Genomic DNA, 23235 nt, shown 5'->3' with positions numbered 1-23235 from the left:
AACGTTCATGACCACCGTGACGAAGGTGAAATTCGCCGCAGGCGACGTGACGCTGACCGGGAACCTCTTCCTGCCCGACGCCGCCGGGCCGGCGCCGGGGATCGTGGTCGCGGGCACGTGGACGAGCGTCAAGGAGCTGATGGCCGACCGGTACGCCGAACGGCTCGCCGACCGCGGTCTCGCCGCCCTGTCCTTCGACTTCACCGGCTACGGGGAGTCCGGGGGCGAGCCCCGCGACTGCGAGGTGCCGGAGCTCAAGGTCCGTGACATCAACCACGCGGTGGGCTTCCTCGCCGGCCATCCCGCCGTGGACGCCGACCGGCTCGGCGCCCTCGGCGTCTGCGCCGCCGCGATGTACATGAGCGGGAACGCGGCCGACGACCCCCGCGTCCGGTCGCTGGCGCTCATCGCGCCCTGGCTGCACGACCCCGGGATCTGCCGGGAGGTGTACGGCGGGGAGGAGGGGGTCGAGGGCAGGCTCGCCGAGGCCGCGCGGGCGCGGGCGAGGTACGAGGCCACCGGCGAGGTCGAGTACGTGCCGGTCGTCAGCGGTTCCGACCCCCGCGCCGCCATGCCCTTCGACATCGACTTCTACCTCAATCCCGAGCGCGGCGGCCTGCCGCAGTGGCCCAACCGCTTCGCGGTGATGGCATGGCCGGACTGGCTCGGCTACGACTCGCTGTCGCTCGCTCCCCGCCTCTCCCAGCCCGTCCTGCTCGTCCACAGCGAGGACGCCGCCATCCCGGACGGGGCGCGGCGGTTCCACGCCGCGCTGGCCGGGCCGAAGGAGTTCATCTGGACCGGCGGCGACCAGTTCGCCTTCTACGACCAGGAACCGCAGGTCACCACGGCGGCGGACGCGGCGGCGGCCCACTTCGCCCGCACGCTGCGTCCCGCGTGGAGGGGCTAGGGAGGGGGCGGGGTGTGGTCCCAGGTCCAGGTGGCTATGCCTACGCGGTTGCGGGCGTTCAGTTTGCGTTGGATCGTCGCTATGTGGTTCTTGACCGTGCCGGGGGCCAGGTGGAGGGCCGCGGCGATCTCGGCGTTGGTCTGGCCGGCGGCGACGCCGCGGGCGATGTCGGCCTCACGGGGGGTCAGCGGCTCGGTCGCCGGTTTCGCGGGGCGCGGACGGGCGAGGCGGCTCAGCATGCGGACGGTGATCTGCGGGCTGATCAGGGCGTCGCCGGCGACGGCGGCGCGGACGGCCTCGACCAGCAGCGTGGGGCTGGAGCGCTTGAGCAGGAAGCCGCAGGCGCCCTCGCGGAGCGCCGTGTCGACGTACTCGTCCAGGTCGAAGACGGTGACCACGACGACGCGGACGCCTTCGCCCGCCAGGGCCCGGGTCACGGCCAGGCCGTCCATGACGGGCATGCGGATGTCGGTGAGGACGACGTCGGGGCGGTGGCGCCGCGCCAGCTCGATCGCCTCGGCGCCGTCCGCGGCCTCGGCGACGACCCGGATGTCGGGCTGCGCCTCCAGGATGAGGCGGAACGCGCCGCGGATCTCCTGCTGGTCGTCGGCGAGCAGAACGTCGATCACGCGTCCGCCCCCCGGTCGGGCAGTGTCGCCTGGACGCGCCAGCCCTGCTCGTGGGGGCCCGCGGTCAGCGTGCCGCCGAGGGCCCGCACGCGTTCGGTCAGACCTTGCAGGCCCAGCCCGCCGCCGGTGGCGCGCGCGAAGGGGACGCGCCGGCGGGTGCCGTCGTTGGTGACGCTGACCAGCACGTCGTCCCGGACGCGGCGGACGCGCACGTCCACCCGCGTGGCGGACGCGTGCCGGCGCACGTTCGTGAGCGCCTCCACGACGACCCGGTAGGCGACGGCGCCCACCTCCCGGGGGACCGCGAGGCCGGGGTCCAGGGCCAGGTGCACCTGTGCGCCCGCCGCCGAGTATCCGGCGGCCAGTTCGGGCAGTTCGGCGAGGCCGGGCATGGGCGCCAGGCGCCGGTCGGGGTGGAGGGCGTCGACGGCGCGGTCCATCGAGGCGAGGGCGCGCAGCCCGGCCTGTTCGACGGCCGCGAACAGGGCGGCGGCGCGGGCCGGGTCGCCCGCGGCGACCACCTGACCGGCCTGGGCCTGGGCGACGATGGCGCTGACGTCGTGGGCGACGAAGTCGTGGAGGTCCTGGGCGAGGGCCAGGCGCTGGTCGCGGCGCGCGTCGGTCACCGCGCGGCGGCGGCGCGCGTCCAGGAGGCGGAGGTAGGTGCCGGAGGCCGCGGCGACGGCGGGGCCCGTCAGGAAGATCGCGCAGGCGATCGCCGCCGTCACCGGCGGGACGTCGGTGCTCGCCTCGATGAGCCTGAGGACGAGTGCGGCGACGGCCGCGCAGGTCGCCGCCGTCAGCGCGACCGCCGACCGGAGCGGCGCCCGGCGGGCGAGCCCGAAGACCAGGGCCGTGAGCGCCGCCATCTCCGCGTATCCGAGCGCGGGCACGGGCTCGGGGGCGCCGGTCCGCAGGAACGCCGCGCTGGCGGCGAGAGAGGCGGCCGCCGCCGCGCCCGCGCTCCACAGCGTGCTCGGCCTGGTTTCGGGCCGGACGCCGAGCACGGCGGACGACCCGGCCAGGCCGGCGGTCACGGCCGTCCAGCCGAGGGCGGGGACGGCCAGGCCGGAGCCCAGGGCGAGCCCCAGAGGCCAGAGGTGGCGGACGTGCATGGCGCCGATCCTAGGTCGTCGCGCCGGCGTCCGGACCGTGCCGATCGGCACCCTTTCACCGGGTGGGACGGGGCCGAACGGCATCTGGTGGCGGGCGGGGCGCGCCGCCGAGTGTTGAGGGCATGAAGACACCACCTCGCTGGGCCGTCTGGACGGCCCACGCCGCAGCACTCGCACCCGCCCCGGCCGGTCTTTGGCGGATCGCCATGGCGACCGGGATTCCCGTGGGATTCGACCAGGAGTGGCTGGACCGGGCCGACATTCCTGGAAAGGGCTCGGTATGGCCGATCCTGCTGAGCCTCGTCGCCGAGGGATGCGCGCTCCTGGCGCTGGGGCTGGTGCGTCCGTGGGGAGAGCGCGCGCCCCGGTGGATTCCCTTCATCGGCGGCAGGACGGTCCGTCCATATGCGGCCATCGTCCCGGCGGCGACCGCCTCGGTGCTCCTGACCGCGTTCGGCGTCGCGTTCGCCCTCAAGATCGTCCGGGTGCTGGGCGGGGCCGACGCCGATCCGAACTTCCCCGAGGGCACGGCGGCGGTCGTGATGAGCCTCACCTACGTCCCCATGCTGGTCTGGGGGCCGCTGCTCGCGCTCGCGACGCTCGCCTACCACCGGCGCAGGGCCGCCGTCCGGGCCGAGGTCCCGCTACGCCGCTCCGGGGTGCGCGTCAATCAGTCATCGGGGTGATCTTTGGGGGCGGTGGACGAGTCCCCGTGGTGGATCACGCGGTGCCGGTGGACGAAAGAGAATCGGTGCACCAATCCGCTTCTCTCGCGGAAAAGGCCTCCATCCCCCCGAAGGGAATCGCATGCGCTTCGGACCCAGGATTCTCGTGGCCGGCGTGGTCGCCGCGGCACTCGTCCCCGCCTTAACTGTCAGCGCACTCGCCGACCCGGGCACCGGCAGGGCCCAGGTCGGCGACACGACGAGCCCGGTCGAGGCGAAGCGCGTCGACCGGGTGCCCACCCCGAAGCTCGGCTGGTACAAGTGCTACGACTACGCGGAATGCGCGACCGTCCGGCTGCCGCTGGACTACGACGACCCGAAAGGCGCGACCACCGAGATCGCCGTTCTGCGGGTGAAGGCGCGGAACGCCAAGAAGCGGATCGGCAGCCTGTTCGTCAATCCGGGCGGGCCCGGCGGCCAGGGCACCGCGCTGGCCTACGGAGCGCCCGACATCTTCGGCGCGGACGTCCTCGACCGCTTCGACGTCGTCGGGTTCGACCCGCGCGGCGTCGGGTTCAGCTCGAACGTCACCTGCTTCAAGTCCGCCAGGGAGCAGACGCTCGCGATGACGGGGATGCAGGTGCCGTTCCCGGTCGGCGCGAAGGAGCAGGCGGCCTACATCAAGTCGGGCAAGGCCCTCGGCAAGGGGTGCTCGACGACCGGGAAGCCGCTGTCGGGGTCGATGTCCACCGCCGAGGCCGCGCGGGACATGGACGTCCTGCGCCGCGCGGTCGGTGACAAGAAACTGTCCTATCTGGGGTTCAGCTACGGTACGGCGCTCGCGCAGTACTACGCGAACATGTTCCCCGACCGGCTGCGGGTCATGGTGGCCGACGGCGTCCTCAACCCCGTTTCCTGGGCCGGCACCCGCGCCACCGGGGGGCAGCTTCTGGACGACCGGCTGAAGTCCGCCGACGGCTCCTACAAGGCGCTGAAGGAAATGCTCGTCCGCTGCGGCAAGGCGGGCAAGAAGCGGTGCTCGTTCGCGGCGTACGGGGATCCGGTCAAGAACTTCGACGTCCTCGCCAAGCGGCTGAAGGCCAAGCCCGTCGAGATCGAGGGCGCGAAGATCACCTACGCCGACCTCGTCGCCGGGATCCTCGGCCTGCTCTACTACCCCGACGGCTACCTGTCCGTCGACCCCTCGCTCACCGACCTGTGGAAGGCGACCTCGCCGAAGGTGGAGGCGAAGGAGGCCGAGGCCGCGCGCCACGCCCTCGCGACCCGCATCGCGCAGCGCCGGGCCGAGGTCGCGCAGCAGAAGAAGTCGGCGGCGAACGTCCTGGCCAAGGGCTTCCCCTACGACAACGGCCTCGACGCGCTCAGCGGCGTCCTGTGCACCGACGGCGCGCACCCGAGGAAGGCCGGGGACTGGCCCGCGCTGACGGCGGCGTCCGACAAGCGGGCCCCCTACTTCGGAAGCGGCTGGGGCTGGAGCACCGTCCAGTGCGCCCGCGACGGGTGGACGGTGCGCGACGAGGACGCCTACACCGGCCCGTTCAACCGGCGGACGAGCGCGCCCGTGCTGTTCGTCGGCGACTACTACGACCCGGCGACCAACTACGACGACGCGGTCTCCTCCAGCAAGCTGCTGCCCGGCAGCCGGCTGCTGTCCAGCGACAGCTGGGGGCACACCGCCTACGGCACGTCGGCGTGCGTGACGGGGGCGGTCGAGACCTACCTCGTCAGCGGGAAGCTGCCCCCGGCGGGCAAGGTGTGCGTCGGCGACGTCCAGCCGTTCGCGAAGGACCCCGGGGCGGCGCTCAAGCCGCGGGGCCAGGCGGACGCGAGCGCGATGGCCGCCGGGCACGGCGCGAAGCTGCCGGCGGTGGCGACGCGGCTGCCGTCCTCCGTCCTGCTCGGGACGCGGTGACCTGAGCCGGTGAGGGCGCCGGGCGGGGCGTGCGACCCGCCCGGCGCTCTCAGCGGAACGAGCGGCGGTAGGCGGCCGGGGTGGTGCGCAGCGCGGTGTGGAAGCGGCGGCGGAGGTTGACGGCCGAGGAGAGGCCGACGCGGGTGGCGATGGTCTCGACGGGCAGGTCGGTCTCCTCCAGCAGGGCGCGGCTCGCGGCGAGGCGGCGCTCCAGCAGCCAGCGGCCGGGCGGGACGCCGAGCTGGTCGGCGAACTGGCGGGTGAGGGTGCGCGGCGAGACGCCCGAGCGGGCGGCCATGTCCTCGACGGTGATCTGCTCGGGCAGCCGGGTCAGCAGCCATTCGAGCAGGGGCGCCAGCGAGTCGGGCATGGGGCCGGCGGTGGGGAGCGGGGGGTACTGGCGCTGGCAGCCCTCGCGGTGCGGCCCGGCCGCGAGCTGGCGGCCGACGCGCATGGCGTAGGCGGCGCCGTGCTCCTGGAGGACCTGGTGCAGGCACAGGTCGAGGGTGGCGGCCGAGGCCCCGGCGGTGGCGACGTCGCCGTCGTCGACGTAGATGACGGTGCCGTCGGGGACGACGCGGGGGTGGCGTTCGGCGAGGTCGGCGGCCAGCTCCCAGTGGACGGAGACACGGCGGCCGTCCAGGATGCCGAGCGCGGCGGGGATGAAGATCCCGGCGGCGACGGCGACGACGCGGGCGCCCCGGGCGTGCGCCCGCGCCACGGCGTCGAGCACGGCGGGCGACGGGGTGAACGTCCAGCCCGCGATGAGCACGGTGTCGGCCTCGTCGAGGGCGTCGAGGCCGCCGTCCACCTGGATGGGCGCGCCCAGGGTCGTGGACAGCGAGCCGGGGTGCTCCGCGCACAGGCGGAAGCTGTAGTGCTGGGGGATGTCCGGGCCGTGGTAGCCGAAGACGGCCGAGGCGGAGGTGACCGGATAAAGTTCCTGGTGAGGGGCGACCAGGGCGACCACGCGATGCGGGTCGGCGGGTGCCGGCGGTGTCTCCGGGCAGTCGAGGGGCATGGCGCAAATGTACCTAATGATGTCATTTAGGACACCGGCGAACTGAGCTGGAGAAATCCAGACTTGGGGCTCATGTGGACGAGGAGCTTCAGCCTCTACTTCGGGGCCCGCACGGTCTCGCTGCTCGGCGACGCGATGATGCCCGTCGCCTCGGCGCTGGCGATCGGTGAGTACTACGGGATCGCGGGCGTCGGCTACGTCCTCGCGCTCTGGACGGCGTCGGCCGTGCTGGTCATGCTGTTCGGCGGGGTCGTCGCCGACCGGATCGGCGCCCGCCGCCTGATGATCGGCGCGGACGCGGTCCGCGTGCTCACCCAGGGCACCATCGCCGTCGCCTTCGTGGGCGGCGCTCCCCCGTACGCGCTGCTGCTGGTCATGGCGGTGCTGTCGGGCATGGCCGCCGGGGTGTTCGAGCCGGGCGTCTACGGCATGGTCCCGCTCGTCTCGGACGACCCGCAGCGCGCCAACGCGACGCTGAAGATCGCGGAGGCCGTCACGCAGCTGACCGGGCCCGCGCTGGCCGGGGTGCTGATCACCCTCACCGGCCCCGTCGTCGTCTACGCCGTGGACGCGGCGACGTTCCTGGTCAGCGGGGTGTGCCTGCTGCTGGTCCGGGTCGCGGTGCCCACGCCGGAACCCTCCGACGTGCTCAGCGACCTGCGCCGGGGCTGGGAGGAGTTCAGGGCCAGGACGTGGATGTGGTCGGTGATCCTGGTCTGGGTCTTCTGGGGCGTCCTCGTGATCGGCCCGTCGGTGCCGCTGGCCTCGCAGGTCATCGGGTCGGACTACGGCTGGGTGATGGCGGCCCTCGGCCTCGGCACCGTGCTCGGCGGGCTGGTGGCGATCAGGCTCCGGCCGCGCAGGCCGCTGGCGGCCGGGGCGGTGGCGCTGGTCGGCTACGTGCCCGCGCCGCTGACGGTCGCGCTCGGCGCTCCGCTGCCGGCGCTGATGGCCGGGCACCTGCTCGGCGGCTGCGCGATGGCGTTCTGGTCGGTGATGTGGTCGACGAGCGTCCAGACCCAGGTGGCGCCGGACGTGCTCAACCGCGTCAACGCCTATCAGGTGGCCGGTTCGGTGGCGGGCATGGCGGTCGGGCAGGCGGTGGCCGGCCCGGTCACGACGGTGGTCGAGCCGCGCGCCTTCATGGGGATGTCGGCGCTGGTCACGGCGGGCATCGTGGCGGCGCTGCTGCTGGTCGGGCCGATCAGGCGGCTGGGCCGGGAACCCCTGCGCGCGGCCGAGGACCCGCTCCCGGCCACCGCGTGCGCGACGACCTAGCCGCCGGTCCGGGCGGGGGTCCGGTGGGGCGTGGGGGGTACGTTCCACAGGCGTGCGACGCGGTCGTCGCTCGCGCTGGCGAGCGTCCTGCCGTCGGGGCTGAACGCCAGCGCGGTGATCGCGCCGGTGTGGCCGGTGAGGGACGGGCCGAGGGGGGTGCGGGCGCGCGCGTCCCACAGCCGCACCGTGTTGTCCCGGCTCGCGGTGGCGAGCGTCCTCCCGTCAGGGCTGAACGCGACCGCGCCGGCGGCGTCCCTGGACACCAGCGGCTCGCCGGCGGGGACGCGCGTGCGCATGTTCCACAACCGCACGGCCCAGGAGTGGCCCGCGGTGGCCAGGGTCTTGCCGTCGGGGGTGAACGCGACCGCGCCGACGGCGTTGGTGTCGCCCTTGAGCCGCCGGAAGAGGGGGGTGCGCGCCGTGACGTCCCACAGCCGCACGATGTTGTCGTTGCTCGCGGTGACCAGGGTCCTGCCGTCGGGGCTGTAGGCGACCGTGCCGACGAGACCGCTGGTCACCAACGGGTCGCCGACGATCTTGAGCGTGTCCGCGTCGCACAGGAACACCAGTTGCCCCGCTGCCGCCAGGGTCTTCCCGTCGGGGCTGTAGGCCAGCGACCGGACGGCATCGGTGTGCTCGGCGAAAGGCTCGCCGATCGGGAAGCGGGTCGCCATGTCCCATCGGCGCACCGTCTTGTCGTCGCTCCCGGTGGCCAGGGTCTTCCCGTCGGGGCTGAAGGCCAGCGACCGGACCGCGCCGGAATGGCCGACGAAGGGCCTGCCGGTGGGGGCGCGAGTGGCCAGGTCCCACAACCGCACCGTCCTGTCCTCGCCGGCGGTGGCGAGCGTCCTTCCATCGGGGCTGAACGCGAGCGCGGTGAGGGGACCGGTGTGGCCGATGAGGGGGCGCCCGGCGGACCGCGAGGACGCGGGGGTCGACATGGCGCGGCGCGGGGCGGTCCGCTGGTGGCGCCTGAGAACGAAGCCGACCGGAATGGAGAGCGCCGCCAGGGCGGCGGCCCCGGAGACGAGAAAGGCGCGGCGCGTGGGCTGCGGGAACGCCGGCATGTCCGGCGCGGGAGCGGGTGCCGGATCGGCCAGTGCGGTCAGGGTCGCGGCGGCGGCCTCGGCGGTGGGACGTCGCGCGGGGTCGCGACGCAGCAGGTCGCGCAGCACGGGCGCCAGCCGCCGAGCGCGCTGGGCGGGTGCGGGTTCGCCCCGCGAAACGGCCAGAAGAAGCGCGGCGAGAGTGCCGCCGGTGAACGCGGGACGGCCCTCCACTGCGGCGTAGAGAGTGGCACCGAGCGACCAGACATCGGACGCGGCGGTGGCCTCGCCGCCGTTCACCTGTTCGGGTGCCAGATACGCGGGGGTGCCCACCAAGGCGCCGCTCGCGGTGAGGGTCGTCTCCCCCGCGACGGCGGCGATCCCGAAATCGGTGACGACGACCCGCTCGTCCTCCAGCAGGACGTTGGCGGGCTTGATGTCGCGGTGCACGATCCCGGCCTGGTGCGCGGCGGCGAGCGCGGAGGCGATCCGGGCACCGACGCGGGCGACGCGCGCCTCGTCCAGCGGGCCCTCGTCGCCGATGACGGCGGCGAGCGAGCGGCCGCGCACGAGTTCCATGACGATCCAGGGCAGGCCGTCCTCGTCGTGGAACTGGTCGTGGACGGTGATGACGTCGGGGTGCTGGAGCGTCCCGACCGACCGCGCCTCCCGCTCCATCCGCGCCACGAGATGCTCGCGCTCGCCGACGTCCAGGCCCGGGGGGAGTTTGAGCTGCTTGAGCGCCACGTCCCGGCGCATCCGCTCGTCATGCGCGCGCCAGACGGCGCCCATTCCGCCCTCGCCCAGCACCTCCACCAGCCGGTAGCGGCCGATCACGACTCTTCCCGCGTCCCGTGTCACAGGGGCACACAACCACGCCGGCTCACGGACCGGAAGTGCCGCCGACCTGATTGTGATCAGCCCGCTCCAGCGCGATCAGGTCGGAGCCGAACCGGCGGCGGGAGAGCAGCCGGTGCCGGTGGGCCGTCCGGCGCCTCCTAGTGGCGGGCCCGGTACTCCGCGACCGCGGCGCAGACCGCCTCCACGTCGGCGAGCGTGTTGTAGTAGTGCAGCGACAGCCGGACGGCGCGTCCGCGCGGCGCGACCACGATGCCGCGCGCCGCCAGCCAGGCGCCGAGCCGCTCGGGGTCGGGGTCGTGGAGCGCGGCCATCGGCCCGCGCACCCGCGAGGCGGGCGGCGACATCAGCCGCTCCCCCGCCGCCGCGAGCCGCTCGTGCAGTTCGCCGACCAGTCCCGAGACGTGCTCCTCGACCGCCGCGAGGTCGAGGCCGCCGACCAGCTCCAGCGCGGCGGCGGCCGCGTACGCGGCGGGGATCGCCGGGGTCCCGGTCTCGTAGCGCCGCGCGCCGGGGGCGAAGTCGAGCGTGCGCGGGTCGAAGGCGTAGGGGTCGACGCGGCCGAACCAGCCGGTCAGCCGGGGCGGGCACTCGTCCCGCACGCCGTCCCGGACGTAGAGGAACGCGATTCCGGGGACGCCCAGCAGATACTTGAGCGCCCCCGCCACCAGGTAGTCGCAGCCGAGCTCACCGACGTCGACGGGCAGCACCCCGACCGCCTGGTAGGCGTCGACGAACACGCGCGCGCCGGCGCGGCGCGCCGTCCGCGCGATGTCCGCGGCCGGCAGTCGGGCGCCGTCGCGGTAGGAGACCAGCGGCACCGACACCAGGCCCGTGGACCGACCGCTCCGCGCGAAGTCGTCGTAGCTGACCTCGGCGCCGGCGGGCCGCTGCGCCAGCCACACGTGCGCGATCGACGGGAACTCCAGCACGGTGGTGGTCAGGCCGGGACGCCGCGTCCAGTCGATCGTCGAGGCCACCTGGTAGGCGCCCACGGACGCGTTCGGGACCACCGCGACCTCCTCGGCGCGGGCGCCGATCAGCGCGGCGAACCGCTCCCGCGCCAGGTCGACCCGCCGCGTCCAGAGGTCCCACGGCGCCCCGAGGTCGCGCGCGGACGCGGCGAACTCCTCCAGCGCCGCGGCCACCGGCCGCGACAGGGCGCCCTGGCTGCAGCTCGCGAGATGGACGATCCCGCCCGGTGAGCCCTCGCCCGCGAGGCCGGGGAACAGCGTCCGGAAACGCTCCGGATCCCACCCCGGGGCCGCGGGCATTCAGCGCCCGCCGTCGCCGTCGATCGATCGCATCCCCAGAACGTAAGAGCGCTTGACTCCGGGGTCAAGAGCCTGTTCGGACCACTTCCCCCTGCCCGCTCTCCGGAGGCGTACCGGCGGCCGACAGGTCGCCGACGCAGTCGGCGTAGTACGTCGACTCGCCCACGTGGAACGCGATCTGGCGGAACGTCCAGCCCTCGCCGGGCGACCGGTCGAGTTGGGCGGTGGTGAGCTCGGTCAGCCTGTCGGCCCAGATCCGGCCGAGGCGCGGGAGGCGGCTGCGGGCCTCCTCCAGGTCCTGTTCGGTGAAGGGTGCCAGATCGGCGGGCGTCGTGATCGCCGACGCGTGCCAGTGGTCGGGGATCGTGGGCCGCCCGGCCAGCCGCGCCTCCATCTCGGCCAGGTGGTCGACCATGTGGTCGGCGACGCGGCGGAGGGCCTTGTGCGGGGTGAAGACGCGGTCGTCGTCGGCGGGGACCGGCCGGCCGTCCCACGCCGTCCACGTGGCGGCGAGGCCGAGGACGTGGTCGACCATCGCGGTCACGACAAGCGCCGGGTCGCGCTCGTCGGTGATCGGAACCTCTTCGGACATCGGTGCCTCCCGGTCGGTGGTGTTCAGGGCCGCAGGTCACGTTAGGGCCGGTGAATCTCGATGGCCGTCGAAGTGTCGAAGCCCGGTCACAGGGCGATGAGGCCCGCTTCCGTGGAGCGGAATCCGCAGGCGTCGAAGTAGAACTCCCGCAGTTCGTCGTCGAAGTCGACGTGCAGCCATTCGCAGCGCGCGGCCCGGGCGCCCTCGACCGCCGCGGCGACGAGCGCGGCGCCGATCCCCCGGTGCCGGTGGTCGGCCCGGACCAGGGTGTCGAGGACGAACGCGTGGACGCCGCCGTCCCAGGCGACGTTCACGAAGCCGACGAGGTCGCCGCCGTCGCGGGCGCAGACCCAGCCGAGGCTGTGCCGGTGGAGTTGCGCCCGCCAGTCGATGTCCAGCACGGGGTGGTCGAAGCCTTCCGCGTGCAACGCGTTGAGAGGCGCGTTCTCGAACTCGCCCCGCCACTCATAGGTGATCGTCACCTCCACGACCCTAGGCCGCCGAACGATGGGCCTGCGGTCGCGCGGCCGCCGGTGGCGAGCGCTCAGCGCGGGGCGAGGCCCTCGACGACGAGCCGCAGCAGACGGTCGGGATCGGCGCCGGTGTACTGGCTCGCGGTGCCCGCGCCGCAGGCCAGCGCGAACACCTCGACGCGCGAGACGTCGGCGCGGACGGCACCGGCCTCCTGCGCCCTGGCCAGCAGCACGCCGGCGGCGGCCCGCATGCTCTCGACGCCTGCGTTCAGGTCCGATCCCTCGGCGCCGGCGGCGGTCAGTATCGATTCCGCCAGGCCGCGGTAGCCCGACGCGCACCGCCCGAACTCCTGCAGCCACTCGATGAGCGCCTCGTCGGCGGCGGGCGCGGCGGCGAGCCGCTCCGCGCTCTCCCGCAGGCTCGTGACCTGGTCGTGGATCAGCGCCAGCAGCAGGGACTCGCGGGTCGGGAAGTGCCGGTAGAGGGTGCCGATGGCGATCCCGCAGGTCCGCGCGATCTCCGCCAGCGAGGCGTGCACCCCCTCGCGCCGGAAGGTCTCATCCGCGATCCTCAGCAGCCGCTCGCGGTTGTGGCGCGCGTCGGCGCGCATCGCCTTCGGTTCGGGCACCCGGCCTCCTCGACAAGATGAGCACCCCTCACTATCGTAAGGTGAGAGGCACTCATCCTACTGGAGGACGCATGGACATCGCTGCCGGCCGCCTGGGCCTGTGGACGTTCGCCCTGGACACCCAGCCCGCCACCCGGGTCAGGGAGCTGGCCGCCGAGATCGAGGAGCTCGGGTACGGCGCGCTGTGGGTCGGCGAGGGGTTCGGCCGCAACGCGCTGACGCAGGCGGGGATGCTGCTCGACGCGACGGAGAACCTCGTGGTCGGCACCGGGATCGCCAACGTCTACCTCCGCGACCCGATCGCGATGGCCGCCGGGGAGCGCACGCTGGCCGAGGCCCATCCCGGACGGTTCGTGCTCGGCCTCGGCGGGCACCGGACCGACGACCGCCCCCTGATCCACCTGGGGTACCGCATCCCGTCCGGCGGGCGCGCCGTCGAGACCATGGGCGCCTACCTCGACGCGATGGACGCGGTGCCGCTCCAGAGCCCGGCCCCGTCCGTCCCGAACCACCGCGTGCTCGGCGTGCTCGGGCCGAAGATGCTGGCGCTGTCCGCCGAGCGGACCAGCGGCGCGCTGACCTACCTCGTGCCGGTCGCCCACACCGAGGACGCCCGGCCCCGGCTCGGCCCGGACGCGGTGCTGGCCGTCGAGCAGGCCGTCGTCCTGGACCCCGACGCCGACCGGGCCCGCGAGACCGCGCGGGCGCATGTCGCCGGCTACCTCAGGATGAAGGGCGCGCAGAGCAAGGACAAGCTGCGCTTCGGCTTCACGGAGGAGGAGCTGACCGGCACCCCGTCCGACCGGGTCGTGGACGCGCTGGTCGCGGGCGGCGGGCCCAAGTCGTTCGACGCCGTCGCCGAGCGCGTCCAGGCGCATTTCGACGCGGGGGCCGACCACGTGTGCCTCCAGGTGCTCACGGCCGACCCGTCGGTCGCGCCGACGGACGAGTGGCGCGAGTTGGCGGCGCTGGCGGCGCCGGCCCAGGGGCGCTGACCCGCGTCCTACCCCGGGAACGGCCCGTGCGGGGTCGCGCGCACGTGTGAGCGGACGCCCTGCTGGCCGAACAGGATGAGCAGTTCGACCGCGCCGCCGTCGGCGCTGCCCAGCCAGTGCGGCAGCGAGGTGTCGAACTCGGCCGCCTCGCCGGGCGGCAGCGTCAGGTCGCGCTCGCCGAGCACGAGCCGCAGCCGCCCGCTGAGCACGTACAGCCATTCGACGCCCTCGTGCGTCCGCGGCACCGGCTCCGGCGGCTCCGGCCGGGCCGGGATGATCATCTTGAACGCGTGCGTGCCGCCCGGCCGCCGCGACAGCGGGACGAACGTCATGCCGAACCGGTGGATCGGCTTCAGGTGGATGCGCGGGTCGCCGGTGCGCGGGGCGCCGACCAGGTCGTCCAGCGGGACGTCGTAGACGCGGGCCAGCGGCAGCAGCAGCTCCAGCGTCGCGCGCCGCCGCCCGCTCTCCAGCCGCGACAGCGTGCTCTCGGAGATCCCGGTCGTCGCCGCGAGGTCGGCGAGCGTGATGCGGCGTTCGCGGCGCAGGGCGCGCAGGCGCGGGCCGACCGCGTCGAGGACGTCCTCCGTCCCATGGTCCATAGGGCCAGCTTGCCAGAACGGCAAGATTTCGTGCCAGATCGAGGGGGTGGCGGTGAGACTGGGAGCGTTCCGACCAGGAGGAGGCCATCATGCCCAGGCGCCGCACCGACACGCCGCCGCCCCGGACCGGACGCGGTGAGGCCGACGTCCTGCGCGGTTTCCTCGACTACCTCAGGACGTCGGTCGCCGCGAAGGTCGCCGGCGCGCCGGAACCGCGGGTGCGGGAGGCGGCGGTGCCCTCGGGCACGAACCTGCTCGGCCTGGTCAACCACCTGGCGTTCGTCGAGCGCGCGATGTTCCTCGGCGAGGAGGTCGCCGACTGGCAGGCGACGTTCCGGGCCGCGCCGGCGGCGAGCGTGGCCGACGTCCTCGCCCGCTACGAGGAGGCGGTCGAGCGCGCGAACGAGGTGCTCGACGGGTGCGCCGACCTCGACGCGCCGCTCCCCCGGCCCCGGCCGGGACGTCCGGCGCCGAGCGTCCGCTGGGCCCTCGCGCACATGATCGAGGAGACCGGGCGCCACGCGGGCCACGCGGACATCCTGCGCGAGCTGATCGACGGCGCGACCGGCCGCTGAGCCGCCCCGGCCGCCGAAGCCGCCGGGGCCGTCGGGGCCGCCGTCAGGTCTCGTAGCGAGCGGCGATCGCGACCGCCCGGTCGCGCAGCGAGGCGCGCAGCCACTCCGGTGCCAGGGCCTCCGCGCTCACGCCGAGCTGCCACAGCGCCCACACGGCGTGCCGCGCGTCCTGGAAGCTGACCTCCAGCCGCAGCCGCCCGTCCTCGTCGCTCTCCTCGGCGAGGACGGCGAGCGCGGTGTCCACCAGTTCCTTGCGCCGGGCCGGGTTCATCCTGACCAGCACCACGACCTGGTCGCCGCCGGTCCGGAACCGCGTGCTGCGCTCCTGCCAGGCCCGGTCGAGATCGACGTCGTCCGGACGCTCCGCGGGTTCGTCGAGCTCCTCGGCGGCGAGGACGCGCGACAGCCGGTAGGTGCGGTCCTCGCCCGACCTCGCGGCCAGCAGGTAGCCCTGGCCGCGCGCGGTGACCAGGCCGATCGGGTCGACCGTCCGCCACTTCGGGGCCTGGTCCACGGCCGCGTAGCGGATGCGCAGCCGGTGCCCGGCGAACACCGCGCGCCGGATCTCGGCCGCCACGGCGTCGGGCACCTCCTCGGCGGGCGCACGCCGCGAGAGCAGGTCGGTCTCCGGCTCGATGAGCAGCCGCCGCGCCGCCCCGGCCGCGATGTCCCGGTGGCCCTCGGGCAGCGCGTCGGCCACCTTGAGCATCGCCGAGGCGAGCGCGGAGCCGAGGCCGAACACCTGTGCGCCGCGCCGCGACCCGGCGACCAGCAGCGCGAGCGCCTCGTCGTGGTTCAGCCCGGTCAGCTCGGTCTGGAAGCCGGGCAGCAGCGCGAACCCGCCGTGCCGCCCGCGCTCGGCGTAGACCGGGACGCCCGCCGCCGACAGCGCCTCGATGTCGCGCAGGACGGTGCGCGTGGACACCTCCAGCTCGCGGGCCAGCCTGGCCGCCGACAGCCGGCCGTGCCGGCGCAGCAGCAGGACCAGCGAGACCAACCGATCGGCGCGCATAAGGGAACTCTACGAAATACACGACACAGGATGTCGTGTATGCCCTGCGACGCTCTGACCTCGACATCAACCAGTCAAGGATGGAGCAGATATGGCTGTGGAGCGAACGGCGGTCAACCCGTGGCCGTGGTCGGCGCAGATGGGCTACGACCAGGGCGAGATCGTCTCCGGGCACACCCGGACCCTGTACTGCTCCGGGCAGACCGCGATGAGCGGCGCGGGCGAGCCCCAGCACCCGGACGACATGGCGGCGCAGCTGGCGCTGACCCTGGACAACCTGGAGGCCGTCCTCGCCGAGGCGGGCATGTCGCTCGCGGACCTCGTCCGGCTCAACGTCTACACCACCGACGTGGACCTGCTGTTCGAGCACTACGGGGTGCTGGCGGGGCGGCTCGGCGCCGCCGGTGCCGCGCCGACCACCACGATGCTCGGGGTGACGCGGCTGGCGATCCCCGGGCTGATGGTCGAGCTTGAGGGCACCGCCGTCGGGTGACATCCGCCCCTCCCGGCTAGGCGTCGCGGACGTGCAGGAGCAGGCCGCCGACCAGCAGCGCCGCGGCGGCCCATCCGGCGGTGACGCCGAGGCCGGTCCAGGGTCCGTCGGGGCCCGCCGGCCCGATCCGCTGGAGCCACCGCGGGCCGCCGATCGCCCGGGTGAGGACCGGGAGGAGGTAGAGCAGGGCGAGGACGGCGCCGGCGCCGGACGCCGCGTCCCGCACGATGGCGGCGACGCCCAGGCCGAGCAGGGCGATCAGGACCAGGTAGAGGACCGATCCGCCGATCGCGCGCGGCGTCGGGCCGTCGGCGGCGGGCAGGATGAGCCTCTCGGCCGCCGCCGAGCCGAGGACCGCGACGGCACCGGCCGGGGCCACGGCGCCGGTGAGGACGACGGCCTTCGCCGCCAGCACGGCGGTCCGGCGCGGCGTCGCCGCCAGCGTGGCGCGGATCATGCCGGTGCCGTACTCGCCGCCGATCACCAGGACGCCGAGGACGGCCACCGGCGCCTGGCCGAGCCGGACCCCGATGAGGCTCGGGACGGTCGTGGCGCCGCCGTCCACGGACGCCGCCGCCCAGGCCGCCCCGGCGCCGAGGGCCGCGGTCGCGGCGATCGCGCCGAGCAGCAGCCACCGGGGGGCGGCCACCGTCCGCAGCTTGGTCCATTCCGCATGCAGGGCCGCTCTCACGCGTCCCTCCTGTGCAGGAGGACGGCCGCGACGGCGAGGGCCGCCGCCGCGTACCCCGCCAGCACGCCCAGCCCGGCCCACGGCGGCAGCGGATAGTAGCCCTCGTACGGCGTGTAGACGCTCGCGACCTGGTCGTAGGGCACGAGCGTCTGCTGGACGGCGAACGCCGCCGCCGGGGTCACCCGGGCCGCCCAGTTCGACACGCCCGCGGGCATGAACGGGATCGCGACGAGGACGTAGGGCAGCACGATCCCCACGACGACGGCGCTGACCGCGCCCGCGCCGTGCCGGAGGACGGCACCGACGGCGAGGGCCAGCACCGAGGCGGTCGCGAGCAGCGCCGCGATCCCGGCCACCACCCGCAGTTCGGTCGCGAACGCCACCGGGAAGACGTAGACGCCGCTCGCCCGCGCGAGCCGCCCACCGACCGGTACCGCGACGGCCGCTCCGACGAGCCCGGCGGCGAACGTGACGGTCCACAGCACGATCGCCTTGGCCGCCAGCACCCGGCCGCGGCGCGGGGCGGCGGCGAGCGTGAGGTGGATCAGGCTCCCGCGGTACTCGCTCGTGATGAACTGCGTCCCGATGACGACCACGGCGACCAGCGCGGCGAACGCGCCGGTGAGGATCTCGCCGAGGGTGCCGCCGGTCGGCAGGCTCGCGCGGACGGCGGGCGCGATGTCGCCCGCGCCGGTCACCGTGAGACGGCCGCCCTCCTCCGCGACCGAACCCGCGACGTTCCGCGGATAGCCGGAGAACGTGGGAGATCGCGGACCGACCTGCTCGCCTTTCCATTTCCCGTCCGCCCAGCCTCCCTCGGCGTGGAGATCCTCGAAGACGGCCGTGGACACGCTGCCGCTCGTGCCCATGCCCCGCACGGCCGGCGGGGACGCGACGAACGGCCCGCCCAGGACGGTCGTCCCGAGCCCCCGCACGCGGACGGTGCCGACCCTGGTCCAGTGCGTCCCGTCGGCGGAGGCGAGGCCGGTGACCTCCTCGCCCGAGCGGTCCAGCCGCAGCCAGCGCGGGGCCGCACCGGCGGGGCCCGCCGTGTCGCGGGTGTAGCCGTCCTGCATCCGCACACCGTGCCCGCCGGTCAGCATGATCGCCGCGTAGGGCGACCCCTGGCGGGTGCCCGCCTTGATGATGAGCCCGGCCTTCGACCACGGCACGCGCCCGGGACGCAGGTCGGCGAGGCCCCTGGGCAGGCTGCTGCGCGGCGCGGAGACGGCGGCGGTGACGCTGCCGTCCCCGGTCAACGGGCGGTGGACGAGGTAGAAGCTGTCGGTGACGGGCCCGCCGTCCGGCCCGACCGGGACGTCCGGCCCGCCGTCGCCGCCGCCGATCCCGGCGAGCACGGCGAACAGCACGACCAGCAGCGCGGCCGCCACGGTACCCGTGACCCAGCCCCGGACGGTCCGGAACTTGGTCCACTCCGCATGCAGCAGGAGGAGGAAGCCGTACCGGTCGCGCGTCACCGCCGCACCTCCGTGGAGGTCGCCGCGCGGTACTCGACCGCCTCGCGGGTGAGTTCCAGGTAAACGTCCTCCAGGGTGGCGCGGTGCGCCGAGACCTCGGAGAACGGCACCGCGCCCGCGCCGAGCAGCGCCGCGATCCGGTCGGCGGGCAGCCCCGAGACGGTCACGGTGTCGCGGCCGCCCGCCACCACGCTCGCACCGGCGCGGACGAGCACCGCCGTCGCGTGCGGGGCCGCCGTGGTCCGCAGCGTCACCCGGCCCTCGGAGACGGCGGCGACCAGGTCGTCCACGGCGGCGTCGGCGAGGGCCCGGCCGCGCCCGGCCACGACGAGGTGGTCGGCCACGTCCTGCACCTCGCTCATCAGGTGGCTGGAGACGAGCACGGCGCGCCCCTGGGCGGCCAGCGACCGCAGGAACGCGCGCATCCAGATGATGCCGTCGGGGTCCATGCCGTTGAACGGCTCGTCCAGCATGAGGATCGGCGGGTCCCCGAGCAGCGCGGCGGCGATCCCGAGCCGCTGGCGCATGCCGAGCGAGTAGGCGCCGCCCCTGCGGCGCGCCGCAGGGGCGAGGCCGACCTGCTCGATCACCTGGTCCACGCGGCGCGACGCCAGGCCCTGCGCGTGCGCGAGCCACAGCAGGTGGTCGCGCCCGCTGCGGCCGGGGTGCGGCGCCGCCGCGTCCAGCAGCGAGCCGACACGGTTCAGCGGGCGCCGGAGCGAGCGGTAGGGCCGCCCGTCGACGAGCGCGGCGCCCGCCTCGACCGCGTCCAGGCCGAGGATCACGCGCATCGTGGTGGATTTTCCTGCCCCGTTCGGGCCGACGAAGCCGGTCACCACCCCCGGGCGGACGGAGAAGGACATGCCGTCGAGGGCCGGGGCCGCGCCGTAGCGCTTGCGCAGACCGGCGACGACGATTCCGGTTGGACTCATGGCGACGGTTGTACGCGGCGCCCGGTTCCGCCCGCGTCGCGGCGGCCGCGACCCGGCTGGAACCGGGGATCTGGCATCGTGCACCGCATGGCATTTCGACCAGGCGGCCCCGGCGGGCGGCGATGAGGGTCCTCGTCGTGGAGGACTTCGAGATCCTCGCCCGCTCGCTCGGGACCGGGCTGCGCCGCGAGGGCATGGCCGTCGACGTCGTGCTGGACGGGACGGCCGCGCTCGAACGACTCGCCGCCACCCGCTACGAGGTGGTGGTCCTCGACCGCGACCTGCCCGGCGTCCACGGGGACGAGATCTGCCGCCGCCTCGCCCACGGCCGCGACGGGACCCGCGTGCTGATGCTCACCGCGTCCGGCACGATCGAGGACCGCGTCGGCGGGCTCGCCCTCGGCGCCGACGACTACCTGCCGAAGCCGTTCGCGTTCGCCGAACTGGTCGCCCGCGTCCGCGCGCTGGCCCGCCGCGCCACCCCGCCGCTGCCGCCGGTCCTGACCTGCGGGGACATCACACTCGACCCGGCCCGCCGGGTCGCGACGCGGGCCGGGCGGCGGCTGGCGCTGAGCCCCCGGGAGTTCGCGCTGCTCGAATGCCTGCTCGCCGTGCCGGGGCTCGTCCTGTCGGCCGAGGAACTGCTCGAACGCGTCTGGGACGAGGCGGCCGACCCGTTCAGCAGCGCGGTCAAGCACGCCGTGCACCGGCTGCGGGCCAAGCTCGGCGAACCGCCCGTGATCGAGACCGTCCGCGAGGGCGGCTACCGCATCGGACCGGCGTGACCGCGCGGCGCCCGCTGCGGACCCGGCTCGCGCTCGCCTACGCGGCGGGCGTCTACGCGGCCGGGTTCCTCGTGGTCGTCATGGTCGCCGTGCCGCTCGCGAGCGTCCGGTCGACCGAGACCAGGGACGGTGCTCCGGCGCCGACCGGCACCGGAGCGGGCGTCGGCCTCCCCCGCCTGCTCGCGGGCTCGGCCGTCGCGCTGGCCGTCCTGGTCCCGGTCGCGCTGGTGCTCGGCTGGTTCGTCGCCGGACGGTTCCTGCGGCCGCTGCGCGCGATCACCGCCACCGCCAAGGTGATCTCCGCCGGGGACCTGCACCGGCGCCTGGACCTCGGCGGACCGGTGGACGAGCTGACCGAGCTGGGGCACACCCTCGACGACCTGTTCGCGCGGCTCCAGGCGTCCTTCGACGCGCAGCGCCATTTCGTCGCGAACGCCTCGCACGAGCTGCGCACCCCGCTCGCGGGCCTGCGCACCCTCCTTGAGGTGACCCTCGCCGATCCGGACGCCGACGCCGCCACGCTCCGCTCGGCCTGCCGGGAGGCCCTCGACCTGGGCGGGCACCAGGAGCGGCTCGTCCAGGCGCTGCTCGTGCTGGCCACCGGCGAGCGCGGCGTCACCTGCCGGGACGGGCTGGACCTCGCCGGAACCGCGGAGAACGTCCTCGCCTCCCGGCGGGCCCAGGCGGCGGAGGCGGGCATCGAGGTCACCGCGAGCCTGGCGCCCGCGGCGGCCGCCGGAGACCCGAGGCTGGTCGAGAGCCTCGTCGCGAACCTCGTCGACAACGCCGTCCGCCACAACCACGCGGGCGGGTGGGTGCGGGTCACCACCCGGACGCACGGCGCGGAGGCGGCCCTCACCGTCGCCAACAGCGGGCCGGTCGTCCCCGGCGACCAGGTCGAGCGGCTCTTCCAGACCTTCCAGAAGGGGTCGCCCGACCGGCACGGCCACGGTCTCGGCCTCGCCATCGTCAACGCCGTCGCCCAGGCCCACCACGCCGCCCTGACCACCACCGCCCGCCCCGAGGGCGGCCTCTGCGTCACGGTGCGGTTCACGAGGTAGCGGGCCGGGGGCCGCCGGAGCGCCGGGAGGTCAGCCCGGGACGCGGCCGAAGACCCGGCTGCCCGGGGCGGCGGGGTCGTCCCCGGCCCAGAACTCGAACCAGTGGGCGGCGAACTCCTCGCGGGAGATCACGCCGTCGCCGTCGGTGTCGAGCAGGGCGAAGGTGTCGGCGACGTCGGCGCGGCCGCCGCTCCACGCCTCGATCATCCGCCGGTACTCCGCCGGCGAGATGCGGCCGTCGCCGTTCTCGTCCACGGCCTCGAACATGAGCGAGGCGGTCGTGGTGACCGCCTCGGACATGGTGGTGAGCAGGTCCACGACGGTCAGCACGTCCTCGATCGCGACCGCGTCGGACGCCCGGGAGTGCGCGGCCAGCGTCGTCCACCAGCCGCGCATCGCCGCCAGCAGGCGCTCCTCGTCGCCCGCGACCCGGGTCGCCGCCCACCGGCGGGCGAGGTCCTCGAAGTCGGACTCGCGGAGGGTGCCGTCGCCGTCGCCGTCCAGGGCGTCGAAGACCAGCCGGACCTTGTCTCGCTGAAAGGGGGTCGCCACCTTTCCGTGGTCCCCCCATCACCGCAGGGTGACACTGCCCTCACGGTCGGCTTGGCATGGTCGAAGAGTAATGTCCTGATGGCCCTGCGGGTCAGGAGGACGACGTGGCCGCGGACGACTCGGCGGCCTCCTGCCGCGGCGGCCGGGGCCGCGCGGGCTTCGACCTGACCAGCCACAGCCCGGTGAACACCGCGCTGACCAGGGTGACCGCCCCGGCCGTGAGGAACGCGCTGTCGAGCCCGGCCCCGAACGACGCGCCGCCGGACTCCCGGGCGCGGACGACGGCGCCGAGCACCGCCACGCCCAGCACCGCGCCGATCTGCCGGGTGGTGCTGCTGATGCCGGACGCGAGCCCGCCCTCCCGCGGGCCGACCGCCTGGATGGCGGCGCCGGTCAGCGGCGACATGGTCAGCGCGAACCCGACGCCGACGACGGCCAACCGCCACCACACGTTCGCATACGCGGTGTCCGCGTGGGCGAAACCCATCGTCAGCAGTCCCAGCCCGGCCAGCACCAGGCCGGCGGTGACGACGATCCGGAAGCCGTACCTGGCGGCGAGCCGTCCCGCGAACGGGCTGACGACCACCATCGCGAGGGAGCTGGGCAGGGTCTGGAGCCCGGCGCGCAGGATCGACGCCCCCTGGACGTAGACGAAGAACTGCGAGAAGAAGAACGCCGACCCCATGAGCGCGAAGCCGACTACGACCATCGCGGTGTTGGCGACGGTGAACAGCCGCTGCCGGAACAGCCGCAGCGGCAGCATCGGCGTCGCGGTGCGCGCCTCGACCGCGACGAAGGCGGCCAGCAGCACGACCCCGGCGGCGAAGGAGCCGAGGATCGGCGGCGAGGTCCAGCCCCGGGAGCCGCCCTCGATCAGCCCGTAGGTCAGCACGCCCACCCCGAGCACGGACAGGACCGTCCCCGGGACGTCGATCGCCGGCGCGCCCGGGTTGCGCGACTCCGCCAGGACGCGGAGACCGGCCAGGAGAAGGATCGCGCCGATCGGGACATTGACGAGGAAAATGGCGGGCCAGCTGAAGGCGTCCACCAGAATGCCACCGGCCAGCGGCCCGGCGGCGAGGCCGATTCCGCTGAATCCGGCCCACAGTCCGATCGCCCTCACCCGTTCCTGCGGGACGGGATAGGCGGCGGCGAGCAGGGCCAGTGAGGCGGGGCTCAGCGCGGCGGCGCCGACGCCCTGGAGCACCCGTCCGGCGATCAGCCAGCCGAGCGTGGGCGCGGCCGAGCACAGCACGGACGCGGCGGTGAACACCGCCACACCCGCGAGGAACACGCTCTTGCGGCCGAACCGGTCGGCGAACACGCCGCCCGACAGCAGCAGCATCGCGACCAGCAGGACGTAGGAGTCGACGATCCATTGCAGGCCGCTCAACCGCGTGTGCAGCCGCTCCTGCATGTCGGGCAGGGCGGCGCCGACGATCGTGCTGTCGAGCAGCACCATGAACTGTCCGAGGCAGGCGACGGCGAGCAGCACGCCCCGTTTCAGGGGAATTCCTCCGCCTGCGGGTGATGCGTTTTCGGGTGCGGACAACGCTGTTCCCTTCGTGAGGCGAAGTGCCGTCCCACAACATAGTTCGATAATCTCGTACTGTCGAACCATGGGGTATCGTCGAGC

At 74.6% G+C, this 23235-nt stretch carries 24 protein-coding genes; 9 read left to right on the top strand and 15 right to left on the bottom strand.

The genetic code is table 11. From position 1 onward, the window contains the following. Positions 1 to 7: 7 nt before the first annotated feature. On the top strand, positions 8 to 910 hold the full coding sequence (locus GNZ18_RS19145) for an alpha/beta fold hydrolase (RefSeq protein ID WP_156217858.1): 903 nt from the start codon (positions 8 to 10) through the stop codon (positions 908 to 910). Here the strand turns inward: GNZ18_RS19145 and GNZ18_RS19140 are convergent. Together GNZ18_RS19140 and GNZ18_RS19135 are read right to left on the bottom strand one after the other, a co-directional pair. After that, a complete protein-coding gene (locus GNZ18_RS19140; RefSeq protein WP_312874609.1) occupies positions 907 to 1539 on the bottom strand; it encodes a response regulator in 633 nt (210 codons plus the stop codon). The two genes, GNZ18_RS19145 and GNZ18_RS19140, sit on opposite strands and share 4 nt — an antisense overlap. After that, positions 1536 to 2654 (bottom strand): sensor histidine kinase, encoded by a 1119-nt coding sequence (locus tag GNZ18_RS19135; protein WP_156217857.1) that lies wholly within the window; start codon positions 2652 to 2654, stop codon positions 1536 to 1538. Before GNZ18_RS19135 ends, GNZ18_RS19140 begins: the two co-directional genes overlap by 4 nt. A gap of 122 nt (positions 2655 to 2776) precedes the next feature. Between GNZ18_RS19135 and GNZ18_RS19130 the strand changes: the two genes are divergently transcribed. Then, positions 2777 to 3340: a hypothetical protein gene (locus GNZ18_RS19130; protein ID WP_156217856.1), complete on the top strand. Its 564-nt coding sequence runs from the start codon at positions 2777 to 2779 to the stop codon at positions 3338 to 3340. Positions 3341 to 3461: 121 nt separating this feature from the next. Then, positions 3462 to 5252: an alpha/beta hydrolase gene (locus GNZ18_RS19125; protein ID WP_156217855.1), complete on the top strand. Its 1791-nt coding sequence runs from the start codon at positions 3462 to 3464 to the stop codon at positions 5250 to 5252. A gap of 49 nt (positions 5253 to 5301) precedes the next feature. Here GNZ18_RS19125 and GNZ18_RS19120 read toward each other — a convergent pair whose 3' ends face one another. Further along, a complete protein-coding gene (locus tag GNZ18_RS19120; protein WP_156217854.1) occupies positions 5302 to 6273 on the bottom strand; it encodes a GlxA family transcriptional regulator in 972 nt (323 codons plus the stop codon). A gap of 72 nt (positions 6274 to 6345) precedes the next feature. Between GNZ18_RS19120 and GNZ18_RS19115 the strand changes: the two genes are divergently transcribed. Continuing rightward, positions 6346 to 7551 (top strand): MFS transporter, encoded by a 1206-nt coding sequence (locus GNZ18_RS19115; protein WP_156217853.1) that lies wholly within the window; start codon positions 6346 to 6348, stop codon positions 7549 to 7551. Here GNZ18_RS19115 and GNZ18_RS19110 read toward each other — a convergent pair. The 5 genes from GNZ18_RS19110 to GNZ18_RS19090 form a co-directional block, all read right to left on the bottom strand. Continuing rightward, positions 7548 to 9434 carry a WD40 repeat domain-containing serine/threonine protein kinase gene (locus tag GNZ18_RS19110; RefSeq protein WP_156217852.1) on the bottom strand — a complete coding sequence of 629 codons (1887 nt, stop codon included), beginning with the start codon at positions 9432 to 9434 and terminating at the stop codon, positions 7548 to 7550. The genes GNZ18_RS19115 and GNZ18_RS19110 overlap by 4 nt on opposite strands. Before the next feature lie 161 nt (positions 9435 to 9595). Next, positions 9596 to 10729 carry an aminotransferase class V-fold PLP-dependent enzyme gene (locus GNZ18_RS19105; protein ID WP_216651361.1) on the bottom strand — a complete coding sequence of 378 codons (1134 nt, stop codon included), beginning with the start codon at positions 10727 to 10729 and terminating at the stop codon, positions 9596 to 9598. Positions 10730 to 10793: 64 nt separating this feature from the next. Then, positions 10794 to 11321, bottom strand: a complete 528-nt coding sequence (locus GNZ18_RS19100) for a hypothetical protein (protein ID WP_156217851.1) — start codon at positions 11319 to 11321, stop codon at positions 10794 to 10796. Between the two features lie 86 nt (positions 11322 to 11407). After that, positions 11408 to 11803 carry a GNAT family N-acetyltransferase gene (locus tag GNZ18_RS19095; protein WP_214616947.1) on the bottom strand — a complete coding sequence of 132 codons (396 nt, stop codon included), beginning with the start codon at positions 11801 to 11803 and terminating at the stop codon, positions 11408 to 11410. Positions 11804 to 11865: 62 nt separating this feature from the next. Further along, entirely contained in the window at positions 11866 to 12423 is a 558-nt protein-coding gene (locus GNZ18_RS19090) for a TetR/AcrR family transcriptional regulator (protein WP_156217850.1), read from the bottom strand. Positions 12424 to 12494: 71 nt separating this feature from the next. On the opposite strand from GNZ18_RS19090, the gene GNZ18_RS19085 reads away from it, so the two are divergent. Then, on the top strand, positions 12495 to 13418 hold the full coding sequence (locus tag GNZ18_RS19085) for a TIGR03620 family F420-dependent LLM class oxidoreductase (RefSeq protein WP_156217849.1): 924 nt from the start codon (positions 12495 to 12497) through the stop codon (positions 13416 to 13418). An 8-nt stretch (positions 13419 to 13426) separates the two neighbouring features. On the opposite strand, the gene GNZ18_RS19080 is transcribed toward GNZ18_RS19085, so the two are convergent. Beyond that, the gene (locus tag GNZ18_RS19080) at positions 13427 to 14020 is read right to left on the bottom strand and encodes a helix-turn-helix domain-containing protein (RefSeq protein WP_156217848.1); all 594 of its coding nucleotides are present in this window, start codon (positions 14018 to 14020) and stop codon (positions 13427 to 13429) included. Between the two features lie 89 nt (positions 14021 to 14109). Here GNZ18_RS19080 and GNZ18_RS19075 point away from each other — a divergent pair, with 89 nt between their 5' ends. Further along, complete coding sequence (locus GNZ18_RS19075; RefSeq protein ID WP_156217847.1) at positions 14110 to 14595, top strand: DinB family protein; 486 nt, start codon at positions 14110 to 14112, stop codon at positions 14593 to 14595. Between the two features lie 43 nt (positions 14596 to 14638). Here GNZ18_RS19075 and GNZ18_RS19070 read toward each other — a convergent pair whose 3' ends face one another. Next, positions 14639 to 15607: a helix-turn-helix transcriptional regulator gene (locus GNZ18_RS19070; protein WP_156217846.1), complete on the bottom strand. Its 969-nt coding sequence runs from the start codon at positions 15605 to 15607 to the stop codon at positions 14639 to 14641. A gap of 97 nt (positions 15608 to 15704) precedes the next feature. Between GNZ18_RS19070 and GNZ18_RS19065 the strand changes: the two genes are divergently transcribed. Further along, on the top strand, positions 15705 to 16100 hold the full coding sequence (locus GNZ18_RS19065) for a RidA family protein (protein ID WP_312874640.1): 396 nt from the start codon (positions 15705 to 15707) through the stop codon (positions 16098 to 16100). Between the two features lie 16 nt (positions 16101 to 16116). Here GNZ18_RS19065 and GNZ18_RS19060 read toward each other — a convergent pair whose 3' ends face one another. The 3 genes from GNZ18_RS19060 to GNZ18_RS19050 are packed head-to-tail and all read right to left on the bottom strand — an operon-like array spanning position 16117 to position 19201. Then, positions 16117 to 16791, bottom strand: coding sequence for an ABC transporter permease (locus GNZ18_RS19060; protein WP_312874608.1), 675 nt, complete (start codon positions 16789 to 16791; stop codon positions 16117 to 16119). Continuing rightward, positions 16788 to 18269, bottom strand: a complete 1482-nt coding sequence (locus tag GNZ18_RS19055) for an ABC transporter permease subunit (RefSeq protein ID WP_312874607.1) — start codon at positions 18267 to 18269, stop codon at positions 16788 to 16790. The genes GNZ18_RS19060 and GNZ18_RS19055 overlap by 4 nt, the downstream gene beginning before the upstream one ends. Beyond that, positions 18266 to 19201, bottom strand: coding sequence for an ATP-binding cassette domain-containing protein (locus tag GNZ18_RS19050; RefSeq protein WP_156217844.1), 936 nt, complete (start codon positions 19199 to 19201; stop codon positions 18266 to 18268). The genes GNZ18_RS19055 and GNZ18_RS19050 overlap by 4 nt, the downstream gene beginning before the upstream one ends. Positions 19202 to 19323: 122 nt before the next feature. Here GNZ18_RS19050 and GNZ18_RS19045 point away from each other — a divergent pair, with 122 nt between their 5' ends. Both GNZ18_RS19045 and GNZ18_RS19040 read left to right on the top strand, forming a co-directional pair. Further along, positions 19324 to 19986: a response regulator transcription factor gene (locus tag GNZ18_RS19045; RefSeq protein ID WP_156217843.1), complete on the top strand. Its 663-nt coding sequence runs from the start codon at positions 19324 to 19326 to the stop codon at positions 19984 to 19986. Further along, complete coding sequence (locus GNZ18_RS19040; RefSeq protein WP_312874606.1) at positions 19983 to 21047, top strand: sensor histidine kinase; 1065 nt, start codon at positions 19983 to 19985, stop codon at positions 21045 to 21047. Before GNZ18_RS19045 ends, GNZ18_RS19040 begins: the two co-directional genes overlap by 4 nt. Positions 21048 to 21077: 30 nt before the next feature. Here the strand turns inward: GNZ18_RS19040 and GNZ18_RS19035 are convergent, their stop codons facing one another. Then, on the bottom strand, positions 21078 to 21599 hold the full coding sequence (locus GNZ18_RS19035) for an EF-hand domain-containing protein (RefSeq protein WP_312874605.1): 522 nt from the start codon (positions 21597 to 21599) through the stop codon (positions 21078 to 21080). 91 nt (positions 21600 to 21690) lie between these two features. Further along, on the bottom strand, positions 21691 to 23094 hold the full coding sequence (locus GNZ18_RS19030) for a DHA2 family efflux MFS transporter permease subunit (RefSeq protein WP_216651360.1): 1404 nt from the start codon (positions 23092 to 23094) through the stop codon (positions 21691 to 21693). Positions 23095 to 23235 lie beyond the last annotated feature (141 nt).

The sequence above is a fragment of the Actinomadura litoris genome (assembly GCF_009733595.1).
In the GTDB taxonomy this organism is placed as follows: Bacteria; Actinomycetota; Actinomycetes; order Streptosporangiales; family Streptosporangiaceae; genus Spirillospora; species Spirillospora litoris.
Note: the sequence above shows the minus strand (reverse complement) of the source record. Positions and strands in the feature narration are given on the sequence as shown.

Bases quoted from the DNA above. Each gene is read 5' to 3' on its own strand.
- GNZ18_RS19105 (WP_216651361.1), bottom strand. From the start codon at position 10,729: ATGCCCGCGGCCCCGGGGTGGGATCCGGAGCGTTTCCGGACGCTGTTC.
- GNZ18_RS19050 (WP_156217844.1), bottom strand. From the start codon at position 19,201: ATGAGTCCAACCGGAATCGTCGTCGCCGGTCTGCGCAAGCGCTACGGC.
- GNZ18_RS19120 (WP_156217854.1), bottom strand. From the start codon at position 6,273: ATGCCCCTCGACTGCCCGGAGACACCGCCGGCACCCGCCGACCCGCAT.
- GNZ18_RS19100 (WP_156217851.1), bottom strand. From the start codon at position 11,321: ATGTCCGAAGAGGTTCCGATCACCGACGAGCGCGACCCGGCGCTTGTC.
- GNZ18_RS19075 (WP_156217847.1), top strand. From the start codon at position 14,110: ATGCCCAGGCGCCGCACCGACACGCCGCCGCCCCGGACCGGACGCGGT.
- GNZ18_RS19080 (WP_156217848.1), bottom strand. From the start codon at position 14,020: ATGGACCATGGGACGGAGGACGTCCTCGACGCGGTCGGCCCGCGCCTG.
- GNZ18_RS19135 (WP_156217857.1), bottom strand. From the start codon at position 2,654: ATGCACGTCCGCCACCTCTGGCCTCTGGGGCTCGCCCTGGGCTCCGGC.
- GNZ18_RS19085 (WP_156217849.1), top strand. From the start codon at position 12,495: ATGGACATCGCTGCCGGCCGCCTGGGCCTGTGGACGTTCGCCCTGGAC.
- GNZ18_RS19070 (WP_156217846.1), bottom strand. From the start codon at position 15,607: ATGCGCGCCGATCGGTTGGTCTCGCTGGTCCTGCTGCTGCGCCGGCAC.
- GNZ18_RS19115 (WP_156217853.1), top strand. From the start codon at position 6,346: ATGTGGACGAGGAGCTTCAGCCTCTACTTCGGGGCCCGCACGGTCTCG.
- GNZ18_RS19130 (WP_156217856.1), top strand. From the start codon at position 2,777: ATGAAGACACCACCTCGCTGGGCCGTCTGGACGGCCCACGCCGCAGCA.
- GNZ18_RS19125 (WP_156217855.1), top strand. From the start codon at position 3,462: ATGCGCTTCGGACCCAGGATTCTCGTGGCCGGCGTGGTCGCCGCGGCA.
- GNZ18_RS19145 (WP_156217858.1), top strand. From the start codon at position 8: ATGACCACCGTGACGAAGGTGAAATTCGCCGCAGGCGACGTGACGCTG.
- GNZ18_RS19045 (WP_156217843.1), top strand. From the start codon at position 19,324: ATGAGGGTCCTCGTCGTGGAGGACTTCGAGATCCTCGCCCGCTCGCTC.